Origin of the sequence: Bradyrhizobium sp. SHOUNA76, from assembly GCF_023006445.1 — a bacterium.
Taxonomy (GTDB): Bacteria; Pseudomonadota; Alphaproteobacteria; order Rhizobiales; family Xanthobacteraceae; genus Bradyrhizobium.
This window is the reverse complement of record NZ_JALBHA010000050.1, coordinates 1-23,474: the sequence shown is the minus strand read 5'-3', so window position 1 is coordinate 23,474 and position 23,474 is coordinate 1. Positions and strand designations below refer to the sequence as shown.

Genomic DNA, 23,474 nt, shown 5'->3' with positions numbered 1-23,474 from the left:
ACGTCGGCCCGCCGCAGCGGCGCCAAGCGCCGGTCGCAGTCGCGCGGTGGCTTCGGCCTCGGCCGTCTGGTCTATTGGGGCGCGGTGCTGAGCCTGTGGGGCGTGATCGCCGTGATCGGCGTCGTGATCTATGTCGGCGCCCATCTGCCACCGATCCAGTCCCTGGAGATTCCCAAACGCCCGCCGACGATCCAGATCGTCGGCATCGACGGCAGCATGCTGGCGCAGCGCGGCGAGATGGCCGGCGCCAATGTCGCGCTGCAGGACTTGCCGCCTTATTTGCCGAAGGCGTTCATCGCCATCGAGGACCGCCGCTTCTATTCGCATTTCGGCATCGATCCCGTCGGCGTCCTGCGTGCCCTCGTCACCAACGTGCTCCATCGCGGCGTCTCGCAGGGCGGCTCGACACTGACGCAGCAGCTCGCCAAGAACCTGTTCCTGACCCAGGAGCGCACCATGCAGCGCAAGCTGCAGGAGGCGGAGCTCGCGATCTGGCTGGAGCGCAAGCATTCCAAGAACGAGATTTTGGAACTTTACCTGAACCGCGTCTATTTCGGCTCGGGCGCCTATGGCGTCGAGGCGGCGGCGCAGAAATATTTCGGCAAGTCGGCCAAGAACGTCACGGTCGCCGAAGCGGCAATGCTCGCCGGCCTCGTCAAGTCGCCCTCGCGGCTCGCACCGAACCGCAATCCTGAAGGCGCAGAAGCGCGCGCGCAAATCGTGCTCGCGGCGATGGCTGATGCGAAGTTCATCACCGAAGCGCAGGCGAAGGCCTCGATCGGCCAACCCTCCTACAATGTGAAGCCGGCCGGTGCCGGCACGGTCAACTACGTCGCCGACTGGATCGGCGAGGTGCTGGACGATCTGGTCGGCCAGATCGACGAGAGCATCAAGGTCGAGACCACGATCGATCCGAAGCTGCAGAGCGTGGCGGAAGCCGCCATCATCGACGAGCTCGCAGCCAAGAGCGTCAAGTTCAACGTCAGCCAGGGCGCGCTGGTGGCGATGACGCCTGATGGCGCCGTGCGCGCCATGGTGGGCGGGCGGAACTATTCCGAGAGCCAGTACAATCGCGCGGTCACGGCCAAGCGCCAGCCCGGCTCCTCGTTCAAGCCGTTCGTGTACCTCACCGCGCTCGAACAGGGTCTGACGCCTGACACGATGCGCCAGGACGCGCCGATCGAGGTCAAGGGCTGGAGGCCCGAGAACTACACCCACGAATATTTCGGCGCGGTGACGCTGACGCAGGCGCTGGCGATGTCGCTCAACACCGTCGCCATCCGCCTCGGCCTCGAGGTCGGGCCGAAGAACGTCGTGCGTACCGCGCACCGGCTCGGCATCTCCTCGAAGCTCGAGCCGAACGCCTCGATCGCGCTCGGCACCTCCGAGGTCTCCGTGGTCGAATTGGTCGGCGCCTATGCGCCCTTCGCCAATGGCGGCTTCGGGGTGGCGCCGCATGTCGTGACGCGGATCAGGACGCTCAGCGGCAAGCTGCTCTACATGCGCCAGCCTGAGGAACGCAATCAGGTCATCGACCCCCGCTATGTCGGCATGATGAACACGATGATGCGGGAAACGCTGATATCAGGCACCGCCAAGAAGGCGGAGATCCCGGGCTGGCCGGCGGCCGGCAAGACCGGCACCAGCCAGGATTATCGCGACGCCTGGTTCATCGGCTACACTGCCAACCTCGTCACCGGTGTCTGGCTCGGCAATGACGACAACTCGCCGACCAAGAAGGCCACCGGCGGCGGCCTGCCGGTGGAAGTCTGGACGCGCTTCATGAAGACCGCGCATGAGGGTGTGCCGGTGGCGGCGTTGCCGAGCGCACCAGGTGGCTGGGGCCTGTCGAACCTGGCGCAGGCAGCTTCGCAGGTGTCGTCACCGACAGTGGCCGCGCCCGTTCCAGCATCGGCCAACAATGGCGGCTATCGCCCGCCGCCGACGCGAGCCAATGCGCGGCCGGAAGCAGCGGCGGGGCTGGATGGCTGGCTGATGGACCGGCTGTTTGGCGGGAATCGCTAGGCTTTGCCTGAGGTCCCCGTGGCCTCAAAACAAAAACTGCGAAAACAACCCCATGCACAGTAGCCGAGGATAACGAAATCAACGGCTTGCGTGAGCGGCACAGATGACTGAAGCGCGCTGCGCTGTCATTCCCCGCGACCCGGCTACGCCAAGGTTTCGCCGAGGTTTCAGTCTTGGGCGCGCCGAAGCTTTAGCGCAGGCGGCAGGCGGGGAATCCAGAACGCCGCAGCCCATCGATTCAATCACTACGGCCTCTGGAATACTGGATCGCCCGCTCCAGTGCGCAAGAGCGCACAAGGCGGGCGATGACACCTTCAAGACGTTGGCAGCGAGAGCCTAATCCTCGGCCCCGTAGCGGTGCAGATCATTGCCATACGTGTCGAGCCACTTCTTGGCGCGTTCCATCGACGGACACACCTTGCCGCAGACGCGCCAGAACCGCGCCGAGTGGTTCATCTCGACGAGATGGGCGACTTCGTGCGCGGCGAGGTAGTCGAGCACGAAGGCCGGCGCGAGGATCAGGCGCCAGGAGAACGACAGCGAGCCGGCCGAGGTGCAAGAACCCCAGCGGCTGGACTGATCGCGGATCGAGAGGCGCTTGACCCTGACACCGAGCTCGGCGGCGTAGGCTTCCGCTGAACGCTGCAGGTCGCGGCGCGCCTCGCGCTTGAGGAAGTCACCGACGCGGCGATCGACATGTTCGAGCCCGCCGGCGACGCACAGAATGCGTTCGCCGCTATCGCGCACCTCGGTCCACACCGTGCCGCGCGTGCCGGCGCGATGAACGATGCGATGTGGCGTGCCGCGGAGCGGTATCACCGTGCCGGGCTGGAACGGCGCGGCCTTCGGCAAGCGACCGAGACGCGCGGCAATCCACGCACCGTGACGCTGCGCGAAGTCTTTTGCTTCGGCGAGCGTGCCGCGCGGCGGCATCGTGAGGATGGCTTCGCGGTCGCTCGGATGAATTCTGAGCGTGTAGCGCCGCGCGCGTCTGTGCCGGCGCAATCGGATGGCAAAAAATTGCGATCCGTGGGTGATGACGAGGGTCTTCGGTTCGTGGGGCCGCCGATAGAGGAGTGCGCGAGTGGCCATGTCTGTCAGTCCGGGGGGCAGGAGGGCGCCCGGATTCTGCCATAACCGCCGCCAGGGAAAGCGCTCGGCGCAAAAACAAATCATTTGCCCAATATACAGCGGTCTGGCGTCCGGGAGACCCTACAGACTGGGGTTGGAACCGGCTTTTTTCGCCCTCGCTGGATGCATGCGACACCCCCAAGGGGTGAGGACAGACTCACTCCTATAAAACTACCTAAATACCGCGAATCTGGAGGGAACTTGCCCCTGCCGAAGTCTCCGGCAGGGGCTGAGATTTCGACGGGAAAGCCGAAATCGGGGATTATTCGGCCGCGAGAGCCTGCAATGAGCTCGGATTCGCAGCCGAGACCATGAAGTCGTGAATCCGCGGCACGATCTCCGACTTGAAGCGCGAACCGTTGAACACGCCGTAATGTCCGACGCCCTTCTGGACGTAATGAACGCGGCGATGATCGGGAATCGCGCTGCACAATGTGTGCGTTGCTTCGGTCTGGCCGAGACCGGAGATGTCGTCGTTCTCGCCTTCGACCGTCATCAACGCCACGCGCGTGACCTTGGAGGGATCGACGCGGGTTCCGCGATGGGTCATCTCGCCCTTCGGCAGCGAGTGCTTCACGAACACGGTGTCGACGGTCTGCAAATAATACTCGGCGGAGAGGTCCATCACCGCGAGATATTCGTCGTAGAAGTCGCGATGCTTGTCGACGAGGTCGCCGTCGCCCTTCACCAGATGGGCGAAGAGCTGCTTGTGGGCGTCCATGTGCCGGTCGAGGTTCATGCTGATGAAGCCGTTGAGCTGCAGGAAACCCGGATAGACGTCGCGCATCATGCCCGGATGCGGGAACGGCACCTTGGTGATGACGTGGTTGCGGAACCAGTCGATGCCGCGCTCCTGGGCGAGATTGTTCACCGCGGTCGGATTGCGGCGGGTGTCGATCGGGCCGCCCATCAGCGTCATCGAGGTCGGCACGAAGGGATCGCGCCGCGCTTCCATGACCGAGACGGCGGCGACGACAGGCACCGAGGGCTGACACACCGCCATGACATGGGTGTTGCCGCCGAGGACGTGCAGCATCTCGATGACGTAGTCGATGTAATCGTCGAGATCGAAGCGGCCGTCGCTGAGCGGCACCATGCGGGCGTCGGCCCAGTCGGTGATGTAGACCTCATGCGCGGGCAGGAACGCCTCGACCGTGCCGCGGAGCAGCGTCGCATAATGGCCGGACATCGGGGCGACGATCAGCACGCGCGGCTGCGGGCTGCGCAGGGGACGAGCGAACTTGCGATCGAAGTAGAGCAGCCGGCAGAACGGCTTTTCCCAGACCGAGCGGATCTCGATCGGGACGCGGATGCCGTTGACCTCGGTGTCGTTGAGACCCCATTCCGGCTTGCCGTAGCGGCGCGTGGTGCGCTCGAACAACTCGCAGGCCGCCGCGACCGACTTGCCGACCTCGGTGCGCGCCCACGGATTGAGCGGATTCTGAAACAGGAGCTTGGTTGCATCGGTGACGGCGCGTGCCGGATTGAGAGAGGCCTGTGCCATCTCGTACATCCAGTACATCGGCGTCGTCAGGACCGGACTGCCTTCTGCAGCCAGGGGCGGCGCGCCGCCAAACTCACCAATCGGCATAATCATATCCCTCTTCGCATCGCAACATACTGCCGAATGCGTAATATTGCGTCAATGCATGCTTACGTACATCTACGTGGTCTGAACGGATAAATGACCCTGAATCCACGGGAAAGTGAGGTTATTCACCGCTCGAAAGCAGCGAGCCATGCTTCCTGGCGCTGCGCAAAAGGGCAAGGAATGCCCCAAATGATACCACCAGCAGCACTGCATTGATGGCCAGCGCGCTCAACATCAGATCGGTCCTAACGGTTTGCTCGATCAAGAGCGCCCGCATACCCTCGAACACGTAAGTCGGCGGCAGCGCCCAGGCGACATGTTGCAGCCAGAGCGGCAGCACATTGACGGGATAGTAGACGCAGGCGAGCGGCAGGATCGCGAACATCAAGGTCCAGACGATGCTCTCGGCGCCGAGGCCGTTTCGCAGCACAAGCCCCGACACGAAGATGCCGACCGACCAGCTGGTGAAGATCAGATTGCAGAAGAACGCGATCAGCGGCAGGCCGAGCGCATAGACGTTGAAGTGAAACAGGAACAGCGCCAGCAGCGTCATCGGGACGATCCCGATCGCGAGCCGGATCAAGCTCATGACCATCAGCGACAGCAGAAACTCGATGGGCTTCAGCGGGCTCATCATGAGGTTGCCGATGTTGCGCGCCCACATCTCCTCCAGGAACGAGATGGAGAAGCCGAGCTGTCCGCGGAACAGGATGTCCCAGAGGATGACGGCGCCGATCAGCGTGCCGCCGGCGCGCGCAAAGAAATTGGCGTTCTCGGCGATGTAGAGCTGGAGGAAGCCCCAGGTGATGACCTGCAGCGCCGGCCAGTACAAGAGCTCGAGCAGCCGCGGCCAGGACGACATCAACAGATACCAATAGCGCAGGATCATCGCGCCGATGCGATGGACGGAGATGCCGCCGCGGAGGGAGATGTCGGTCATTGCGGCAGCCCGTAGCCCGGATGAGCGAAGCGACATCCGGGTCTTTGCTCGCAGCGTTCCCGGGTATCGCTACGCTCACCCGGGCTACGATAGCTCCCCCTCATCTTGCCGCCTCCTTCGCGCCGTTCACCCGGCCGCGCGCGACGTCCAGAAACACCTCCTCAAGCGTGGTGCGGTTGTAGCGCGCCATGATGGCTTCGGGCGTGTCGTCGTCCTCGATGCGGCCGCGCTTCATGATGATGACGCGGTCGCAGAGCCGCTCGACCTCGAGCATGTTGTGCGAAGCCAACAGGATGGTGGCGTTGTTCTCCTTGCGATAGCGCTCCAGATGCGCCCGCACCCAGTCGGCGGTGTCAGGATCGAGCGAGGCGGTCGGCTCGTCCAGGAGCAGCAGCTCGGGCCGGTTGATCAGCGCTTTCGCAAGCGCGACGCGGGTCTTCTGCCCGGCGGACAGCTTGCCGTTGGCACGGTCGATGAACTCGTTGAGATCGAGATCGTCGACGAGTTCGGCGATGCGGCCGGCGAGGTGCTTCACCGCATAGAGCTTGCCGAACACCGTCAGGTTTTGCCGCACCGTGAGCCGCATCGGCATGTCGACATAGGGGCTCTCGAAGTTCATCCGCCCCAGCACGGCCGCGCTCTCCTCGGGCATCCGATGGCCGAGCACCTGCACGCGGCCGGAGGTCGGCAGCACCAGGCCCATGATCATCGCGATGGTCGTGGTCTTGCCGGCGCCGTTGCCGCCGAGCAACCCGGTAATGCTGCCGCGCGGCAGCGAAAAGGAGATATCGTCGACGGCGCGGGTCTGCTTGTAGACCTTGACGAGATGATCGACCGTGATCGCCGCGGACGGGCTGCGCTCCGCGACAGTCGGCCGACTTGAAGCCTTGTCATTCTCGGTCATGCTGACCGTTCTTCTGCTATTGCGGCAGGGAGCGCAAGGCTTGTAATCCGGTGGTTCCGCGAGCCCAGCGTTTGTGAGCTTAGAAGGTACCGCCACATTGGCCGACATGACCGAACTTGCCGCCTCCAACTTCCGCCACGCGCAGCGGCATATCCGCCTGGACACGATCCTGCGGCTGCGCTGGCTCGCGGTGCTCGGCCAGCTCGCCGCGATCTTCATCGTGGCGCAGGGGCTGGAGTTCGATGTCGAGATCGTCCCCTGCGTCAGCATCATCGCCCTGTCGGCGGCGCTCAATCTGGGACTCCAGACCGCGGCCAATCCGATGCACCGGCTGGAGCCGATGCAGGCGGCCGGACTGCTCGCGCTGAACATCGTGGAACTGGCTGGCCTGTTGTTCTTCACCGGGGGCTTGCAGAACCCGTTCTCTTTCCTGTTCCTCGCGCCGGTGCTGATCTCGGCCACGGCGCTGCCGGCCCGCTTCACCTTCGGCCTCGGTCTTCTGGCTGTTGCCTGCGCCTCGATCCTGTTCTTCTTCCATTTTCCGCTGCCCTGGGATTCCGACGATCCACTGGTGCTGCCGCCGATCTATCTGGTCGGCGTCTGGCTGTCGATCGTGCTCGCGATCGGCGTCACCAGCCTCTACTCGTTCCAGGTCACCGAGGAGGCGCGCAAGCTCGCGGATGCGCTGGCCGCGACCGAGCTGGTGCTGACGCGCGAGCAGCATCTGACTCAGCTCGACGGGCTCGCAGCTGCAGCCGCGCACGAGCTCGGCACGCCGCTCGCCACGATCTTCCTGATCTCACGCGAGCTGGAAAAGACAGTCAAGGACGCAAGTTTTGCCGCCGATCTGAAAACCCTGCGCGAGCAGACCCAGCGCTGCCGCGACATCCTGAGCAAGATCACCCAGCTCTCCTCGACCGGCGCGCCGTTCGACCGCATGAAGGTGTCGGAGCTGATCGAGGAGGTGGTGGCCCCGCACCGCGATTTCGGCGTCGACATCAAGGTGCGGATCGCGGTCGCCGCCGTGGCCGAGCCGGTCGGCTCGCGCAATCCGGCGATCCTCTACGGTTTCGGCAACATCGTCGAGAACGCGGTGGATTTCGCTCGCACCACCGTCGAGGTGAACGCGTGGTGGAACAAGGATGATATCGAACTCGTGATCTCCGACGACGGCCCCGGCATTCCGCCCGATATCCTCAACAGGATCGGCGAGCCCTATCTGTCGCGGCGGCGCAGCCAGGATGATGGCAGCGGTGAACGGCGCGGCCTCGGATTGGGCGTGTTCATCGCGCGCACCTTGCTGGAACGTACCGGCGCCAAGGTCTCGTTTACCAACCGGACCTTTCCGGAACACGGCGCCGTGGTCCAGATCACGTGGCCCAGGCAGCGATTTGAGGCTATCGAGACCCTCGAAGAAGCAATAGGATAGGGCATGATCCGGAAAAGCGTTCAGCGGTTTTCCGACAGGATCATGCTGAAAACAAGAATCGCAGGCGCGATGACGAGTCATCGCGCTTGAGGCCGCGACCTTGCGTCGCACAACAGGGCCGATCGACTATCGGCGGTCTTGGCACCGCCCGGTTGCGAGGCCATATGTAGACGCGTTGGAGAGAGGAAAAAACCTTGAACGCCATCGCCGAACTGAACGAACAGACCGACCGCTCGCTGCTCATTGTGGAGGATGACAAGCCGTTCCTGGAGCGGTTGTCGCGCGCCATGGAAACGCGCGGCTTTGCGGTGACGTCATGCGATACCGTCTCGGACGGTCTTGCGCAGATCGGCAAGGCTGCGCCCGCATTCGCGGTGGTGGACTTGCGGCTCGGCGACGGCAACGGCCTCGACGTGGTCTCCGCGCTGAAGAAGAAGCGCCCGGACGCGCGCGCGATCGTGCTGACCGGATATGGCAACATTGCCACCGCCGTCACCGCGGTGAAGATGGGCGCGATCGATTATCTCTCCAAGCCCGCGGATGCCGACGACGTCGTCGCGGCGCTGCTGTCGACGAGCGCTGAGAAATCCGAGCTGCCGACCAACCCGATGTCGGCCGACCGCGTGCGCTGGGAGCACATCCAGCGCATCTACGAGATGTGCAACCGCAACGTCTCGGAGACGGCGCGCAGGCTGAACATGCATCGCAGGACGTTGCAGCGCATCCTCGCAAAGCGCGCGCCGCGGTAATTCGTTCCCCGCAATCAATCTCTCACCGTCACCCTGAGGTGCTCGTCTTGCGAAGCAAGGCGAGCCTCGAAGGGCGACGGCCCGGCTGCATAGAGGCCGCGCATCCTTCGAGGCGCGCAAGAGCGCGCACCTCAGGATGACGGGACATAGGTCTCGTCGGAAACAGGTCTCGTAGGGTGGGCAAAGCCGCAAAGCGCCGTGCCCACGATCTGTCTGCTTTGGATAGAGGTGGTGGGCACGCTTCGCTTTGCCCACCCTACGACACCAACGTTTGCGGCGCCGCTACTCCCAGAAATCCGCGTGGCCCTGCGGGTCGACCAGGCGGTTGATCCGCAAGGCTGCCGCCATCGCGAACCGCACCGTCATCTGCTTGCGCGTGGCGGCCGCGAGCTTGTGCTCGGGCGCTTCGCACTGCATGTGCGCGCCATAGGCGTCCGCGACGATCAGGCCGGTATCTTGCGGAAAGATCTCGCACGGCAGGTCCTGTGTGAAGGCGAAGAACAGCCGGTCGCAATGAGCGCGGTATTCGTGCCATTTCTGGTCGGCGCGCAGATCCTCCACCGACGACTTGATCTCCACGATCCAGATCTCGCCGCGCTCGTTCAGCGCCACGAGATCGGCGCGCCGGCCCGAGGGCAGCGGCAATTCGCTGATGCAGGAGAAGCCGAGCGAACGCAGCAGCCGGGACGTACCGCGCGCGATGGCGAGCGCCGTTTCCGATTGGCGACGATCGGGCGGCGGCACGAGGGTGATGCGGGCGGTGTTGTCCATGAGGAGAGGATAACCGATTCCGTTTGAGGCGGACACTGTCTCTCCACCCGTCATTCCGGGGCGCGCGAAGCGCGAGCCGGGAATCCATACCTACAGGCGCTGTTGTAGGGTGAGCAGGTCACTCCGAATCTCGCCAAACTACTCCCTGTGGCTGGGTCCCGGGCTCGCGCCAAGTGGCGCGCCCCGGGACGACGGCGCGTGTGTGGCGAGCGCGCGGGAACCTCCCCTCCTCCACGCACTTATCACGCAGCCGCCGCACCTCGGCGGAACCACCCGAGGCTATCGGCGCATGATCGACGATCTCTGGTACAAGAACGGCGTGATCTATTGCCTGTCCGTCGGCTCCTATATGGACGCCGACGGCGATGGCATCGGCGATTTCAAGGGCCTGCTCCGCCGGCTCGACTATTTGCACGGCCTCGGCATCACCACGATCTGGCTGATGCCGTTCCAGACTTCGCCCGGCCGCGACGACGGCTACGACATCGCGGACTATTACAGTGTCGATGCCCGCTACGGCACGCTCGGCGACTTCGTCGAGTTCGCCCATGGCTGCAAGCAGCGCGGCATCCGCATCATCATCGATCTCGTCGTCAACCACACCTCGGACCAGCATCACTGGTTCAAGGAGGCACGGCGCGACAAGGCCTCGCCCTATCGCGACTGGTATGTGTGGTCCGACAAGAAGCCCGCCAACGCCAACAAGGGCATGGTGTTTCCCGGCGTGCAGAAATCGACCTGGACGCGGGACAAGGAAGCGGGCGCGTACTACTTCCATCGCTTCTATGATTTCCAGCCTGACCTCAACACATCGAACCCGTACGTGCAGGCGGAAATCCTCAAGATCATGGGCTTTTGGATCCAGCTCGGCGTCTCCGGCTTCCGCATGGACGCGGTGCCCTTCGTGATCGCGACAAAGGGCGCGAAGGTGAAGAATCCGGTCGAGCAGTACGACATGCTGCGCGCGTTCCGCGAATTCCTGCAATGGCGGCAGGGCGACGCCATCATCCTCGCCGAGGCCAACGTGTTGCCCAAGACGGACATGGAATATTTTGGCCGCGACGCCGACCGCATGCACATGATGTTCAACTTCCACGTCAACCAGCATTTGTTCTATGCACTGGCCTCGGGCGACTCGCGACCGCTGGCGAAGGCGTTGAAGGCGACCAAGCCGCGGCCGGCCACGGCGCAATGGGGCCTGTTCCTGCGCAATCACGACGAGCTCGATCTCGGCCGCCTGACCAAGGCGCAGCGCGATGCCGTGTTCAAATCGTTCGGCCCCGACAAGGATATGCAGCTCTACGACCGCGGCATTCGCCGCCGCCTCGCGCCGATGCTGGGCGGCGACCGCAGGCGGCTCGAGCTCGCCTACAGCCTGATGTGCACGCTGCCGGGAACGCCGGTGATCCGCTATGGCGACGAGATCGCGATGGGCGACGACCTCTCGCTGCCCGAGCGCAACTGCGCGCGCACGCCGATGCAATGGTCGACCGAGCCGCATGGCGGCTTCACCAAGAGCGACAAGCCGGCCTGCCCCGTCATCGACAAGGGGCCTTACGGTTATCCGCACGTCAACGTCGCCAAACAGCGGCGCGATCCCAACTCCATGCTGAACTGGACCGAGCGCATCGTCCGCATGCGCAAGGAGGTGCCGGAGGTCGGCTGGGGCGATTTCACCATCGTCCCGACGCGCGATCCCGCCGTGTTCATCATGCGCTACGACTGGCGCAACAATTCCGTGCTGTTCGTGCACAATCTCGATGAAAAGCCGCGCGAGATCGCGTTCTCGGTGGGGCTATCAAGCGAGGCCGGCGCGCACCTGATCAACCTTCTCGCGGAGGACCACAGCCACGCCGACAAGCGCGGCCAGCACCGAATCGTGCTGGAGCCTTACGGGTATCGCTGGTACCGGGTCGGCGGGCTGGATTATCTGCTGAAGCGGAGCGATATCGACGAGGATACGGTGCGGGGGAATAAGCATCCGGGGTGAGTGAATGCCGTCGTCTGCCCCGCTGCTTCAACGATCGTCATTGCGAGCGCAGCGAAGCAATCCAGAGTCTTTCAGCGGAGGGAGTCTGGATTGCTTCGTCGCATCAGGGCAAAATTGCTACGCAATTTTGTCGCGAGCTCCTCGCAATGGCGGCGAAATGGCGATGGCCAGCCTTACGCTTTGTCCATCCAGGACGACAGCTAGGGTGGAGTAACGATCACCCCCTCATTGCCACGCAGATCCAGCACGCCTTCGATCCGCTCGCCCTCGCGATCCAGGTATGTCGACAGCAAAACCTCGCTGCCGAACCTTATCGCACTCGTCGTCACCGCGATCGGCTCGGCTCCGAGATTGAGCGCCACGATCACGGCCCTGCCTTCGGCTTCACGGCGATAGATCAGAAGATCGCCTTGCGCCGCGATCGGATGATAATTGCCCGCGACCAGCGGCGGACAGCTCTGCCGCAAGCCGATCAGGCGCTTGTAGAGGTTGAGGATCGAGCGCGCGTCGGCTTCGAGATTGACGACATTGTCGCGCACATAGTGCTCCGGCAGCGGCAGCCACGGCCGCGCCGCGGAGAATCCGCCGAATTGCGAGGAATCCCACTGCATCGGCGTGCGGCAGCCGTCGCGGCCGACGCCGATGCCGGGCACGTTCTTCTCGAAGGGATCTTGGACATCCTCCGGTGCGATGGCCGCCTGGTGCATGCCGATCTCATCCCCGTAGTAGAGAGTCGGCGTGCCGCGCAACGTCAGCAGCAACATCGCGGCGACCCGAGCCTGTTCCGACCCGACGCGGCTCGCAACACGCGGACGATCGTGGTTGCCGAGCACCCAGTTCGGCCACGCGCCGCGCGGCAGCGCCTTCTCGTAATCCTCGATGATGGTCTCGATCGAGCGCGCGCTCCAGAACGTCGAGAGCAGCGCGAAATTGAACGGCATCTGCGCGCCGGTGAGGTCGTTGCCGTAATAGGCCATGAGGCGATGCAGCGGCAGATAGACCTCGCCGATCAGCACGCGGGCTCCAAAGCCATCGGTAACGCGCCGCATCTCGGCAATAACGTCATGCACCTCCGGCTGATCGGTGGAATATTGCGTCATGATCCTTTCGTTCGGCGGCCGACCCTCGACATAGTGCGGATTTGGCGGATTGTCGCGGAATTCGGAATCCTTGATCAGGTGCCAGATCACGTCGACGCGAAAGCCGTCGACGCCTTTGTCGAGCCAGAACCGCATCACGTCATAGATCGCGTTGCGGACGTCCGGATTGCGCCAGTTCAGGTCCGGCTGCTGGGCCAGGAAGGCGTGATAGTAATATTGACCACTGGTCTCGTCGAACTGCCACGCGCTGCCGCCGAACTCGGACAGCCAGTTGTTGGGCACGCCACCGTCTGGCGCCGGATCGCGCCAGATGTACCAGTCGCGTTTTGGATTGTCGCGCGAGGCGCGGCTCTCGACGAACCACGGATGCTGATCGGAGGTGTGGTTCGGCACGAGGTCGAGGATCAACTTCAGGCCGTTGTCGTGGGCGGCAGCGATCAACGTATCGAAGTCTTCCATCGTGCCGAACAGCGGCTCGATGCCGGTATAGTCGGCGATGTCGTAACCGAAATCGGCCATTGGCGAGGGGAAGATCGGCGACAGCCAGATCGCATCGACCCCCAGCGATTTCACATAAGGCAGCCGCTGCAGGATGCCGGCGAGATCGCCGATGCCGTCACCGTTGGAGTCCTGAAACGAGCGCGGGTAGATCTGATAGAAGATGCCGTCGCGCCACCAGTTGCCATCGCTTTGAACCATACCGGAAGACCCCAAAATCCGTATCTTGCGCAGGAGGACGCGACAACGCGGCCTCGGTTCAAATTGGCAGGCCAATTGGGACCGCCGTGTGGCGGTTGTTCCCGGGCGCGGAGACGAATCTTTTGCTTGGCGGCATGGCAAAAATCGGCATTGTGGCGCCATGACCGAGCAAAACGACACCCAATCCAAGGCGGGCGCGATCATCGTTCCCGTGACGCTGTTCGAGCAGAACTGCACCATCATCTGGGACGAGCCCACCAAGAAGGCCGTGGTGATCGATCCCGGCGGGGACGTGCCGAAGATTCTGGACGCGATCAAGCAGACCGGGGTCACCGTCGAGAAGATCTGGTTGACCCACGGCCATATCGACCATGTCGGCGGCGCGGCCGACCTGCGCGATGCGCTGAGGGTGCCGATCGAGGGCCCGCATGAAGCGGACAAGTTCCTGCTCGACAACGTCGTCGAGAGCGGCGCGCGCTTCGGCATGACCGGCGTACGCAATTTTGCGCCGGACCGCTGGCTCGCCGAGGGCGACACCGTGTCGATCGGCGACCTCTCGTTCGAGATTTTCCACTGCCCCGGCCATTCGCCGGGCAGCGTGGTGTTCTTCAACAAGGAATTGCGTTTTGCCCATGTCGGTGACGTCTTGTTCGCCGGCTCGGTCGGGCGCACCGATTTGCCCGGCGGCAGTCACGCCACCTTGATCAACTCGATCCTGACAAAACTGCTGCCGCTCGGCGACGACGTCGGCTTCATCTGCGGCCATGGCGCCGGCTCGAGCATCGGCCAGGAGCGGATGACCAATCCGTTCATCACCGGCGAGACATAGGCGCTATTCGGCGGCCTCGGTGAGTGCCGCCGCTTCGCCGAGGTGACGCTCGCCCCATTCGCGAATGGCGGCGACGACCGGCACGAAGCTCTTGCCCTTGCGGGTCAGGCGATACTCGACTTTCGGCGGCACCTCGCCAAAATCCTTGCGGTCGATCAGGCCGCTCATCGTCAGCGCCTTCAGCTCGCGGCTGAGAACGCGCGGAGTGATCTCCGCGCTGCCAGTCGTGCCGCGCAACAATCCGCTGCGGATCTCGCCATAGCGGCGCGGGCCGTCCTTGAGGTCCCAGATGATGCGCAGCTTGTACTTGCCGCTGATCATCTTCTGAAAGGCCGCGACCGGACAGGTTCGCGCCGGCATTGCCTTTGCCATGTCGTCTCCTCCATGCGCATCCAGCTGCAATGAGGATAGGAGCGACGTCGAAAAAGTCCATACTATCAATTTTGTCCATACTTGCGGGATCGTCCGCAAGCCGCAGATGATGACGCACACGACGAACAGGGAGCGTCACATGAAGCACTTCATGATCCGATATGAATTCAAGGACGGCGTCACAGAGGCCTGGCACCAGGAGATCGCCCGCTTCATCAAGGCGATCGACAGCGATCCAGAGCTAAAAGGACGGATCGGCTATCGCGTGCTGAAAAATCGCGACGACGGCCACTACTTCCATCTCGCCAGCGTCGCCGACGAGGATGCGCAGAAGACGCTGCAGTCGCGCGACTTCTTCAAGACCTATTCGGCGATGACGCGGCAAGTCTCCGGCGGCGAGGTGACGGCAACGCCGATCGAGTTGATCGACCAGACGGCGTAGCCGCAAACTCAGCTGTCGTCCCTGCGAACGCACTGCGTTCGCAGGAACGACGGCGAGACTACTTCATCAATCCCGCCGCGGTCAGCGCGCGCGTGATGATCTGGCCGAGATCGAAGCCACGGGCCTCCTCGCGCTTCGGCTCGGCCGGCTGTTCGGCGACCGCCGCGCGGATCGAGCGGGCGAGATGCGGCGCGGGCGAGAGCGCCTGCTTTGTTGCAGGCTTGGTTGCGGACTTGGCTTCCGCCTTCGCAGCGTCTGCGATCCAGTCGGTGAGGCCGAAGAATTTTGCGATGTGATAGGACGAGGAGATACCGGCCTCGATCAGGAAGGCGCCTTCGACACCATAGCGCTGATCGTTGTCGGCGAGCCCAAGCGGCGTGCCGTGCGCCATGTCGGTGATGGCGTAGAATTCGACCAGCGTCTCGCCGTCCTTGTTCCACCAGGCCTGGCGCGGATAGCCGTCGACATTGGTCTCCGCCATCGGCGCTTCCGGGAGATCATGCAGATCGAGCCACTGCTTGACGATCTCGTTGGCGTTGCCGGGATTGACGGTGCGATCGGCGCTGCCGTGCCACACCGAGATTTTCGGCCAGGGACCGCGATAATCGGAGGCGTTGCGCACGAGATCGCCGAGCTCGCGCGTTGGACGCACCGGGGAGTGAAACATGCCGTCCAACGCTTCGCGCAGATTCGAGGCGATGCCATAGGGCAATCCGGCAATGATCGCGCCGGCCGCGAAGACTTCCGGATAGGTCGCGAGCATCACCGATGTCATGCCGCCGCCGGCGGACAGACCGGTGATGAAGACGCACTTGGGATCGATGCGATGCGCCTTGACCATGTACGCGATCATCTCGCGGATCGAATGCGCCTCGCCGCTGCCCCGCGCCGTGTCTTCCGGATTGAACCAGTTGAAGCAGGTATTGCCGTTATTGATGCGCTGCTGCTCCGGCATCAACAGCGCGAAACCATAGTGCTTCGCGAGCGTCGACCAGCCCGCACCGAGATCGTAAGCCCCGGCCGTCTGCCCGCAGCCATGCAGCACGACGACCAGCGCGCGCGGCTTCTGCAACTGCGTCGGCACGAACGCGAACATGCGCAAGGCTCCGGGATTGTCGCCGAATCCCGTGATCTCTTCCAATGGACTGGACGCATCAGCGCTGCGACCGAGCTCGGCAAAGCGCAGACCGTCCAACCTGGGCAGACGTCTCAACAAATCGACATTTTTCGCTAACGACACGGCAAATTCCTGGTGGGCGACGTTCAACGTCCAGCCAAACCAGATAGTTGCTGCATTGCAAAATAAAAAGGCCGTGCGCTGCCAATCCTACGAAATCGTAGGGATTTCCCGGGGATCCGCAGGCATTAACCACCAAATGCCTCAACTTCGTGCAGAGGCGCGGCGCATCCACGTCAGGAATGCGACGCAGGCCATGATTAACGTCACAAACAGCGCAAGCGAAACGAGAAATCCTGCGCGCGCTGATTGCAAGGCTTCGACGGCGAAGAACACCGCGCCGATTGCGGCCACTCCGGCCGCATTTCCGATCTGCGCCGTGGTGCCGTACATCCCGGAGGCCGAGCCTGCGGCGACGGGCTTCACACTTGACAGCACCGCGCCGGAGAGTGGCGCCATCACCAATCCCTGACCGTAACCGAAGATGATCATGGTGAGCGCGAGCAGGAGCGGCGACGGCGCATCGATCAAAAGCGCGACGAGCGCGAGCGCGGCGAGGCCTGCGATCTGAAGCGCGCAGCCTTCGATCAAGACCTTGGTGCCGCGATGGCGCGCCCGCGCACCGCTGTGACGTGACGCCACGACGAAAGCGAGCGCGAGCGGAATGAAGGCCACGCCGGCTGAAAGCGGCGGGATCTCGAGCCCACGCTGCATGAAAAGCGTCATCACCAGATAGAAGGAGAGATTGGCAAAGAAGAAAAAGAAGGCAGCGCCAAGCCCGCGCAGGAAGGCGGCGTCCGCCAGCAGCGTCAGGTCGATCAGCGGCATTCCGCCGGCGCGCGCGACAGCATGCTCCAGCTTCAGGAACGCGGCCAGGATGACGCCGCCGGCTGCCATCACGGCCCACAGCCAGGGCGCCCAGCCGACATCGTGACCGAACAGCAGCGGGCCGATCAGGAAAAGCAGCCCCGCGAACAGGACCATGCTGCCTTTGATGTCGAGCCTTGTACCTGATCGCCGCGACGCCGACGGCATGATGCGCCAGGCCGCAGCCGCAATGACGAGGCCGCAGGGCACGTTGATGAAGAACACCGAACGCCAGCCGGTGCCGGCAAGATCAGCCGTGATCAGCAGACCACCGAGCAGGAAGCCCGCGGCGCCTGCCAACCCCAGCACGATGCCGTAGATGGCGAAGGCGCGGCTGCGCGTCTCATCGGCGAACAACAGATGCAGCGTCGCCAGCACCTGGGGCACCATCAACGCGGCGGTCGCCCCCTGCGCCAGCCGGGCGATGATCAGCTCCGCGCCGGATTGCGCGAGACCGCACCACAGTGACGTCAGGGTGAAACCGAGCACACCGGCCAGGAACACATTTCTGGTGCCGTGAATGTCACCGAGCCGGCCACCGGTGACGACCAGCGTGGCATAGGCGATCAGATAGATCGCGATCACGGATTCGATCTGCGCCGGCGAGGCCTTCAGCTCGACCGCGATGGTGGGAATGGCGACGTTGACCACGAAGGCATCGACGCCGAACATGAACTGGGCGGCGACGACGATCGCCAGCACCCACCAGCGGCGGGAGGAATCGATTTGTCGTGTGACGATCTGATGCATCTGCGCATGACTCTGGAACCTCGTTATTCCCAGGATTTCAGATCTCATGCGGTGCCGCGATTACCTCGCAGGTAGGAGGCCACGCATGCCTGCATTCCGCAACACGGGACACCGCACGATTGCGTTCGTGCCGTCAGGCACGTAGCCTCACCGTCTCAACGAACAGAAAAATCAAAGCCGGAGAGAACGCCATGGCGCGCCTGAAGTTCGGAGCCTTTCTTGCCCCGCATCACCCGATCGGGGAGCATCCGATGCTGCAGTTCCGGCGCGATCTCGACCTGGTCGAGCAGCTCGACGCGCTCGGTTATGACGAGTTCTGGTGCGGCGAGCATCACTCCTCCGGCTGGGAGATGATCGCCTCGCCCGAGATGTTCCTGGCTGCCGCCGGCGAGCGCACCAAGCGGATCAAGCTCGGCACCGGCGTGGTGTCGCTGCCCTATCATCATCCCTACAACGTCGCCCAGCGCATGGTGCAGCTCGACCACATGACCGGCGGACGCGCCATCTTCGGCTCCGGCCCCGGCGCGCTCGCCTCCGACGCACACACGCTCGGCATCGACCCGATGACGCAGCGCGACCGCCAGGACGAGGCCATCGGCATCATCCGCCGGCTCTTCAACGGCGAGCGTGTCACCGCCAAGAGCGATTGGTTCACCATGAACGATGCCGCACTGCAGATCCTGCCGCTGCAGGAGGAGATGCCGTTCGTCGTCGCCTCGCAGATCTCGCCCTCCGGCATGACGCTCGCCGGCAAATACGGCATCGGCATCATCTCGCTGGGCTCGATGACGACGCAGGGGCTGATGTCGCTGCAGCAGCAATGGCAGTTTGCCGAGGACGCCGCCAGGAAGCACGGCACCACGGTGAGCCGCGCCGACTGGCGCGTGCTGCTGACCTTTCACATCGCCGAGACCCGCGAGCAGGCGCGCAAGGAAGCCGGCGCCGGGCTGATGCGTTGGCACAACGAGTATAATGTCGGGACGCTGCAGCGGCCGGGCCTGACGGCATTCTCCTCGCCCGACGAGGCCGTGGACAAGACGGCCTTCGTCGAGGGCGCGGCATCCACCATCGGTACGCCCGACGACCTCGTCAAAACCATCAAGAACGTGATGCAGGTGTCCGGCGGCGTCGGCGCCGTCATCGGTTTCGTGCACGACTGGGCCAATCCGGAAAATACGCGCCGAAGCTGGGACATGGTGGCGCGCTATGTCGTGCCCGAGATCAACGGCTACATCGATTCCTTACGCAGGTCGCAGAAGTTCGTGATCGAGAACCGCGCGATCTTCGAGCGCGCGGGACAGGCGGTGATGGCCAAGATCATGGAGAACGAGAAGGCCGCCGAGGCGCTGAAGGTGACCGGCCCCGGCCGCGTCGCCATTCCCGCCGTCAACGCCCCGGATCTGCAGAAGGAAGCGGCGAAGCGATAGGTCCTGCTCCACTCGTCGTCCCGGGGCGCGCGCAGCGCGAACCCGGGACCCATCACCACAGGATGCAGCTTTACGAAGACTCGGAGTTACTAGCCTCGCACCAAAGCTTCTCCCTGTGGTTATGGGTCCCCGCCTAGGCGGGGACGACATCCGAGGCAAATTGCGCCGGCAACTCTCGCATCATCGTGCCCGGATTGTGTTACGCTGGCGGAGCCTGCCAACCGGAGCAACCCTCATGTCGATGCAGAATGTGGCCGCAAGGGTGCCCGACTTCACCGCGCCCAAACGCAACGCTCTGACGCACATTCCCGGCGACGAAGGCTGGCCGATCATCGGCAAGACGTTGCAGGTGCTGGCCGATCCCAAGGGCCATATCGAGGCGAACGGCGCCAAATACGGACCGGTCTACCGCACGCATGTTTTCGGCGAGACCAATGTCGTGCTGCTCGGGCCCGAGGCCAACGAGCTCGTGATGTTCGACCAGCAAAAGCTGTTCTCGTCGACCCACGGCTGGAACAAGGTGCTCGGCCTGCTGTTTCCGCGCGGATTGATGCTGCTCGATTTCGACGAGCACCGGCTGCACCGCAAGGCGCTGTCGGTCGCGTTCAAGTCCGGGCCAATGAAGTCCTATCTCAGCGATCTCGACCGTGGCATCTCCGCGCGGGTCGCGCAGTGGAAGGCCAAGCCCGGCGAGATGCAGCTCTACCCCGCGATGAAGCAGCTCACGCTCGATCTCGCTGCTGCATCTTTCCTTGGCGCCGACATCGGACCGGAGGTCGACGAGATCAACCGCGCCTTCGTCGACATGGTGGCGGCTGCCGTCGCCCCGATCCGCCGCCCGCTGCCCGGCACCCAGATGGCGGCCGGCGTACGGGGGCGCAAGCGCATCGTCGCCTATTTCCGCGAGCAGATCCCGCTGCGTCGCGGCAATCATGGCGGCGATGACCTGTTCTCGCAGCTCTGCCGCGCCACCCATGAGGACGGCGCGTTGCTGTCCGAGCAGGACATCATCGACCACATGAGCTTCCTGATGATGGCGGCGCACGACACGCTGACCTCGTCGCTGACCTCCTTCATCGGCGAGCTCGCCGCCAATCCGGACTGGCAGGACAGGCTGCGCGGGGAAGTTTTGGCGCTCGGGCTGGCGGCGGATGCGCCGAGCAGCTTCGACGATCTCGAAAAGATGCCGCTTTGCGAGATGGCGTTCAAGGAAGCCCTGCGGATCAAGCCGCCGGTGCCCTCGATGCCGCGCCGCGCCATGCGCGATTTCACCTTCAAGGGCTTTACGATTCCCGCCGGCACCGCGGTCGGCGTCAATCCGCTCTATACGCATCACATGAAAGACATCTGGCCGGAGCCGGATTGCTTCGATCCGCTGCGCTTCACCGAGGAAGCGCAACGCAGCCGCCACCGCTTCGCCTGGGTCCCGTTCGGCGGCGGCGCGCATATGTGCCTCGGCCTGCACTTCGCCTACATGCAGGCGAAATGCTTCGCGCGGCACTTCCTGCAGAACATCGAGGTGTCGCTGGAGCCCGGCTACAAGCCGGACTGGCAGATGTGGCCGATCCCGAAGCCGCGGGACGGGCTGCGGGTGCGGGTGAAGGCGGTATGAATGACCGTGTCCCGGACGCGCGAAGCGCGAGCCGGGACCCAGAATCTCGCGCCACTTTTGTTTGGAGAGATGGGCCCCGGCTCTGCGGAGCGGCACTTCGCGCCGCACCGCGTCCGGGGCACGGGACCTCACTCAGATCGTAGGTCTCGTAGGATGGGCAAAGGCGCGAAGCGCCGTGTCCACGTTTCGTCGCAATGAGAAGTATTCGTGGGCACGCTTCGTTTTGCCCACCCCTACGGCACCCGTTCCCTGAGCAACTACGCCCCCTGATCGAACGCCTTGCGCAAGGCCACATAGCCCTGCTGCTGTTGGCTCCAGTTGCGGCCGCCGGTCATGGCGCCGTCGATGACGAGGTCGTGGCCGTTGATGAAGCTGGATTCGTCGCTGGCCAGGAACACCGCGGCATGGGCGATGTCGTCGGGAAGGCCGGCACGCGGGATCGGCTGCGCGGTCTTGTAGACCTCGCGCATCACCGCGGGCGTCTTCTCCGCGGCGTCGGTCGAGAGCCCGAGCGCCTTGCCGAAAATGCCGGTCGCGATCGCGCCGGGCGAGATCGAATTGACGCGCACATTGGACTCGCCGAGCTCCATCGCCACGCATTTGGTGAGATGAATCACCGCCGCCTTGGCCGCGCCATAGACCATCGAGGACGAGAACCCGGCGAGACGTCCGGCGATGCTGCCGTTGTTGATGATGCTGCCGCTTCCCTGCTTCTTCATGTGGGGCGCGGCGTGCTTCATGCCGAGCATGACGCTGCGCACCAGCGTCGCCATCGCCGCATCGAAGCGCTCGACCTCGAGGCCCTCGATGCCGCCGGTCTGCGCCGGGCCGCCGGCATTGTTGAACAGGCAGTCGATCCGGCCGAACTTGTCCACGGCCAGCGCGATCAGGGCCTGCATCTGGGCTTCGACCGTCACGTCGGTCTGGCGAAAGATGCAGTCGGCCCCGAGCTGCTTCGCCAGCGCCTCGCCCTCCGGTAGGCGGCGCCCCGCGATCACAATTTTGGCACCTTCGGCAACGAAGACTTCCGCAGTGCGCAATCCGATCCCGCTCGTCGCTCCCGTGATCACCGCAACCTTGCCGTCCAGCCTGCCCATGGAATGTTCCTGTTTTCGAACGATTTGATGCCAAATGGCGAACATCGGCCGCTGCCATCGCCGCGGCGGACACTATCCCTGCCTGCCTCCGCCAAGGCAAGCTATGCTTGTGCGGGCGGGATGCGTAACATCCTCATGGACCGATCGATTTTCGAACGCATATCGCAACTGGGCTGCGCATGGGGAAGCTGATCGACGAATTCCGTAGGGGCTGGCAGGGTGCGGCGCCGCCATCGCTCGGTCTGAGCATTGCGTTTGCGGTGGCCTGCCTGCTGGTTGCGACGCTGGCGCGCTGGGCTCTCGCGCATGTGCGGCCAGATGTCTACTTCACCCCCTACTTTCCGGCCGTGTTCTTTGCCGCCGCGTTCGGAGGCTTCCGGATCGGAATCGTGACTGCGCTCTTCGGCGGCGTGCTCGGCGTCGTCGTGAATTTCAGCGATGCCTTGGCCGATCACGCACGGTTTGCCCTGCTGGCACTTTATTGGGCGGTCTGTGCGCTCACCATCTGGGGCGTCGAGCACTATCGCACCATGCTGGCGGAGCAGCGCCGGATCTCCAGGCGGCTGATCGAGGAAGAAGACTATCGCAAGCTGCTGGTCGACGAGCTCCAGCACCGGCTGAAGAACAAGCTGTCGACGGTGCATGCCGTGCTGCACCAGGTGCTGCATGACCAGCCGCTGGTCTGGGCCCGGGTCGATCCGCGGCTGCGCTCGCTGGCCGCGACCGATGATTTGATCTCGCGGATCGACAAGGCCGGCTGCGACATCCGCGATCTCCTGATCTCGGAGCTCGGCCCTTACGGCCATGTCCGCTTCACGCTCAATGGCGAGCGACTGTTCCTGCCGCCGAAGCTCGCCGTCACGCTGTCATTGATGTTTCACGAGCTTGCTACCAATGCAGGAAAATACGGTGCGTTCTCCTCGCCCCGTGGTCTGTTGCAGGTGTCGTGGACCGTCAGCGACGACCGCCTGACCATCACCTGGGACGAAACCGAGGGGCCGAGCGTGGACAAGGTGTCCGAGCCGGGCTTCGGCACCAAGCTGTTGAAATCGGCACTGTCGGCCTTCGATGGCAAATCCGAGATCTCTTACTTGAAGACCGGGCTGCATTGCATCATGCAATGCCGAATCCCGCGAAGCGAATAGCATCGTGCGCCACGTGAAAGCGCACCCGCGGCCCTCGCCCGCGGTTTCGCATGCGCTGTTGACCCTCTGTTAATGACGATCGTCAGCGCGCGTCGCAACGCCGCAAGTTTTCTCCAAAACACCCCCGTATTTCTCCGGACCCCTTAACCAAACTTAAGAGGGAACAACGCAAGATCGCGTCCATTGCAAAGGCGCCGAAACAACAAGATTCATGACTTCTATGAACGACAACACATACTCCGGCGCGAATGAAGCCGAGCTCGGTTTTCTCAAGGAAATCGTTAGAATGCTGCCGGCCGGCCTGACCGTGCAGGACGCACATGGCGAGCTTCTGCTGGTTAACGACGCCGCGGCCGCGCAGCTCGGCATGGACGGCAGCCGACCATCACCCGATCTGGCGCCGCGCCGCGAAGCCTGCCGCAAGGCT

At 63.8% G+C, this 23,474-nt stretch carries 19 protein-coding genes and 1 pseudogene; 10 read left to right on the top strand and 10 right to left on the bottom strand.

Translation table 11 applies throughout. From position 1 onward, the window contains the following. Positions 1-2,025, top strand: a 2,025-nt coding sequence (locus MOV74_RS09425; RefSeq protein ID WP_246920616.1) for a transglycosylase domain-containing protein, incomplete at its 5' end; no start/stop codon positions are given. Positions 2,026-2,361: 336 nt separating this feature from the next. On the opposite strand, the gene MOV74_RS09420 is transcribed toward MOV74_RS09425, so the two are convergent. The 4 genes from MOV74_RS09420 to MOV74_RS09405 all read right to left on the bottom strand — a co-directional run bounded on the left by MOV74_RS09420 (position 2,362) and on the right by MOV74_RS09405 (position 6,591). Continuing rightward, positions 2,362-3,201: a M48 family metallopeptidase gene (locus tag MOV74_RS09420; protein WP_246920614.1), complete on the bottom strand. Its 840-nt coding sequence runs from the start codon at positions 3,199-3,201 to the stop codon at positions 2,362-2,364. A 217-nt stretch (positions 3,202-3,418) separates the two neighbouring features. Further along, entirely contained in the window at positions 3,419-4,747 is a 1,329-nt protein-coding gene (locus tag MOV74_RS09415) for a polyhydroxyalkanoate depolymerase (RefSeq protein WP_246920612.1), read from the bottom strand. Between the two features lie 121 nt (positions 4,748-4,868). Then, positions 4,869-5,687, bottom strand: coding sequence for an ABC transporter permease (locus MOV74_RS09410; protein WP_246920608.1), 819 nt, complete (start codon positions 5,685-5,687; stop codon positions 4,869-4,871). Positions 5,688-5,787: 100 nt separating this feature from the next. Continuing rightward, positions 5,788-6,591, bottom strand: coding sequence for an ABC transporter ATP-binding protein (locus MOV74_RS09405; protein WP_246920605.1), 804 nt, complete (start codon positions 6,589-6,591; stop codon positions 5,788-5,790). A gap of 106 nt (positions 6,592-6,697) precedes the next feature. Between MOV74_RS09405 and MOV74_RS09400 the strand changes: the two genes are divergently transcribed. Continuing rightward, positions 6,698-8,020, top strand: coding sequence for an ActS/PrrB/RegB family redox-sensitive histidine kinase (locus MOV74_RS09400; protein ID WP_246920603.1), 1,323 nt, complete (start codon positions 6,698-6,700; stop codon positions 8,018-8,020). Between the two features lie 194 nt (positions 8,021-8,214). Then, positions 8,215-8,769: an ActR/PrrA/RegA family redox response regulator transcription factor gene (locus tag MOV74_RS09395; protein ID WP_008141807.1), complete on the top strand. Its 555-nt coding sequence runs from the start codon at positions 8,215-8,217 to the stop codon at positions 8,767-8,769. A gap of 282 nt (positions 8,770-9,051) precedes the next feature. Here MOV74_RS09395 and MOV74_RS09390 read toward each other — a convergent pair whose 3' ends face one another. Then, positions 9,052-9,540, bottom strand: coding sequence for an MmcB family DNA repair protein (locus MOV74_RS09390; RefSeq protein ID WP_246920617.1), 489 nt, complete (start codon positions 9,538-9,540; stop codon positions 9,052-9,054). 289 nt (positions 9,541-9,829) lie between these two features. On the opposite strand from MOV74_RS09390, the gene MOV74_RS09385 reads away from it, so the two are divergent. Beyond that, positions 9,830-11,530, top strand: a complete 1,701-nt coding sequence (locus tag MOV74_RS09385) for an alpha-amylase family protein (protein WP_246920601.1) — start codon at positions 9,830-9,832, stop codon at positions 11,528-11,530. Positions 11,531-11,730: 200 nt separating this feature from the next. Here MOV74_RS09385 and MOV74_RS09380 read toward each other — a convergent pair whose 3' ends face one another. After that, positions 11,731-13,329: an alpha-amylase family glycosyl hydrolase gene (locus MOV74_RS09380; protein ID WP_246920598.1), complete on the bottom strand. Its 1,599-nt coding sequence runs from the start codon at positions 13,327-13,329 to the stop codon at positions 11,731-11,733. A gap of 160 nt (positions 13,330-13,489) precedes the next feature. On the opposite strand from MOV74_RS09380, the gene MOV74_RS09375 reads away from it, so the two are divergent. Beyond that, positions 13,490-14,158 carry an MBL fold metallo-hydrolase gene (locus MOV74_RS09375; RefSeq protein WP_246920580.1) on the top strand — a complete coding sequence of 223 codons (669 nt, stop codon included), beginning with the start codon at positions 13,490-13,492 and terminating at the stop codon, positions 14,156-14,158. Between the two features lie 3 nt (positions 14,159-14,161). On the opposite strand, the gene MOV74_RS09370 is transcribed toward MOV74_RS09375, so the two are convergent. Beyond that, positions 14,162-14,530: a helix-turn-helix domain-containing protein gene (locus MOV74_RS09370; protein ID WP_246920578.1), complete on the bottom strand. Its 369-nt coding sequence runs from the start codon at positions 14,528-14,530 to the stop codon at positions 14,162-14,164. A gap of 139 nt (positions 14,531-14,669) precedes the next feature. Here MOV74_RS09370 and MOV74_RS09365 point away from each other — a divergent pair, with 139 nt between their 5' ends. Beyond that, complete coding sequence (locus MOV74_RS09365) at positions 14,670-14,972, top strand: hypothetical protein (protein ID WP_246920576.1); 303 nt, start codon at positions 14,670-14,672, stop codon at positions 14,970-14,972. A 58-nt stretch (positions 14,973-15,030) separates the two neighbouring features. Here MOV74_RS09365 and MOV74_RS09360 read toward each other — a convergent pair whose 3' ends face one another. After that, the gene (locus MOV74_RS09360; RefSeq protein WP_246920566.1) at positions 15,031-16,212 is read right to left on the bottom strand and encodes a PHB depolymerase family esterase; all 1,182 of its coding nucleotides are present in this window, start codon (positions 16,210-16,212) and stop codon (positions 15,031-15,033) included. Positions 16,213-16,353: 141 nt separating this feature from the next. Further along, positions 16,354-17,766 (bottom strand): MFS transporter, encoded by a 1,413-nt coding sequence (locus tag MOV74_RS09355; RefSeq protein WP_246920564.1) that lies wholly within the window; start codon positions 17,764-17,766, stop codon positions 16,354-16,356. Positions 17,767-17,957: 191 nt separating this feature from the next. On the opposite strand from MOV74_RS09355, the gene MOV74_RS09350 reads away from it, so the two are divergent. Both MOV74_RS09350 and MOV74_RS09345 read left to right on the top strand, forming a co-directional pair. Beyond that, a complete protein-coding gene (locus MOV74_RS09350; protein WP_246920560.1) occupies positions 17,958-19,193 on the top strand; it encodes an LLM class flavin-dependent oxidoreductase in 1,236 nt (411 codons plus the stop codon). A gap of 235 nt (positions 19,194-19,428) precedes the next feature. Then, positions 19,429-20,805, top strand: coding sequence for a cytochrome P450 (locus MOV74_RS09345; protein ID WP_246920558.1), 1,377 nt, complete (start codon positions 19,429-19,431; stop codon positions 20,803-20,805). A gap of 257 nt (positions 20,806-21,062) precedes the next feature. Here the strand turns inward: MOV74_RS09345 and MOV74_RS09340 are convergent, their stop codons facing one another. Beyond that, positions 21,063-21,902 (bottom strand): SDR family NAD(P)-dependent oxidoreductase, encoded by an 840-nt coding sequence (locus tag MOV74_RS09340; protein ID WP_246920555.1) that lies wholly within the window; start codon positions 21,900-21,902, stop codon positions 21,063-21,065. Positions 21,903-22,081: 179 nt separating this feature from the next. Here MOV74_RS09340 and MOV74_RS09335 point away from each other — a divergent pair, with 179 nt between their 5' ends. Further along, complete coding sequence (locus MOV74_RS09335; RefSeq protein ID WP_246920552.1) at positions 22,082-23,047, top strand: sensor histidine kinase; 966 nt, start codon at positions 22,082-22,084, stop codon at positions 23,045-23,047. 220 nt (positions 23,048-23,267) lie between these two features. Next, positions 23,268-23,474 (top strand): annotated as a pseudogene (locus MOV74_RS09330) (diguanylate cyclase); the annotation flags it as partial.

Excerpts from the sequence above, each read along its gene's own strand:
- MOV74_RS09420 (WP_246920614.1), bottom strand. The coding sequence starts at position 3,201 with ATGATTTGTTTTTGCGCCGAGCGCTTTCCCTGGCGGCGGTTATGGCAG.
- MOV74_RS09415 (WP_246920612.1), bottom strand. The coding sequence starts at position 4,747 with ATGCCGATTGGTGAGTTTGGCGGCGCGCCGCCCCTGGCTGCAGAAGGC.
- MOV74_RS09410 (WP_246920608.1), bottom strand. The coding sequence starts at position 5,687 with ATGACCGACATCTCCCTCCGCGGCGGCATCTCCGTCCATCGCATCGGC.
- MOV74_RS09405 (WP_246920605.1), bottom strand. The coding sequence starts at position 6,591 with ATGACCGAGAATGACAAGGCTTCAAGTCGGCCGACTGTCGCGGAGCGC.
- MOV74_RS09400 (WP_246920603.1), top strand. The coding sequence starts at position 6,698 with ATGACCGAACTTGCCGCCTCCAACTTCCGCCACGCGCAGCGGCATATC.
- MOV74_RS09390 (WP_246920617.1), bottom strand. The coding sequence starts at position 9,540 with ATGGACAACACCGCCCGCATCACCCTCGTGCCGCCGCCCGATCGTCGC.
- MOV74_RS09385 (WP_246920601.1), top strand. The coding sequence starts at position 9,830 with ATGATCGACGATCTCTGGTACAAGAACGGCGTGATCTATTGCCTGTCC.
- MOV74_RS09380 (WP_246920598.1), bottom strand. The coding sequence starts at position 13,329 with ATGGTTCAAAGCGATGGCAACTGGTGGCGCGACGGCATCTTCTATCAG.
- MOV74_RS09375 (WP_246920580.1), top strand. The coding sequence starts at position 13,490 with ATGACCGAGCAAAACGACACCCAATCCAAGGCGGGCGCGATCATCGTT.
- MOV74_RS09370 (WP_246920578.1), bottom strand. The coding sequence starts at position 14,530 with ATGGCAAAGGCAATGCCGGCGCGAACCTGTCCGGTCGCGGCCTTTCAG.
- MOV74_RS09365 (WP_246920576.1), top strand. The coding sequence starts at position 14,670 with ATGAAGCACTTCATGATCCGATATGAATTCAAGGACGGCGTCACAGAG.
- MOV74_RS09355 (WP_246920564.1), bottom strand. The coding sequence starts at position 17,766 with ATGCATCAGATCGTCACACGACAAATCGATTCCTCCCGCCGCTGGTGG.
- MOV74_RS09350 (WP_246920560.1), top strand. The coding sequence starts at position 17,958 with ATGGCGCGCCTGAAGTTCGGAGCCTTTCTTGCCCCGCATCACCCGATC.
- MOV74_RS09345 (WP_246920558.1), top strand. The coding sequence starts at position 19,429 with ATGTCGATGCAGAATGTGGCCGCAAGGGTGCCCGACTTCACCGCGCCC.
- MOV74_RS09340 (WP_246920555.1), bottom strand. The coding sequence starts at position 21,902 with ATGGGCAGGCTGGACGGCAAGGTTGCGGTGATCACGGGAGCGACGAGC.
- MOV74_RS09335 (WP_246920552.1), top strand. The coding sequence starts at position 22,082 with ATGGGGAAGCTGATCGACGAATTCCGTAGGGGCTGGCAGGGTGCGGCG.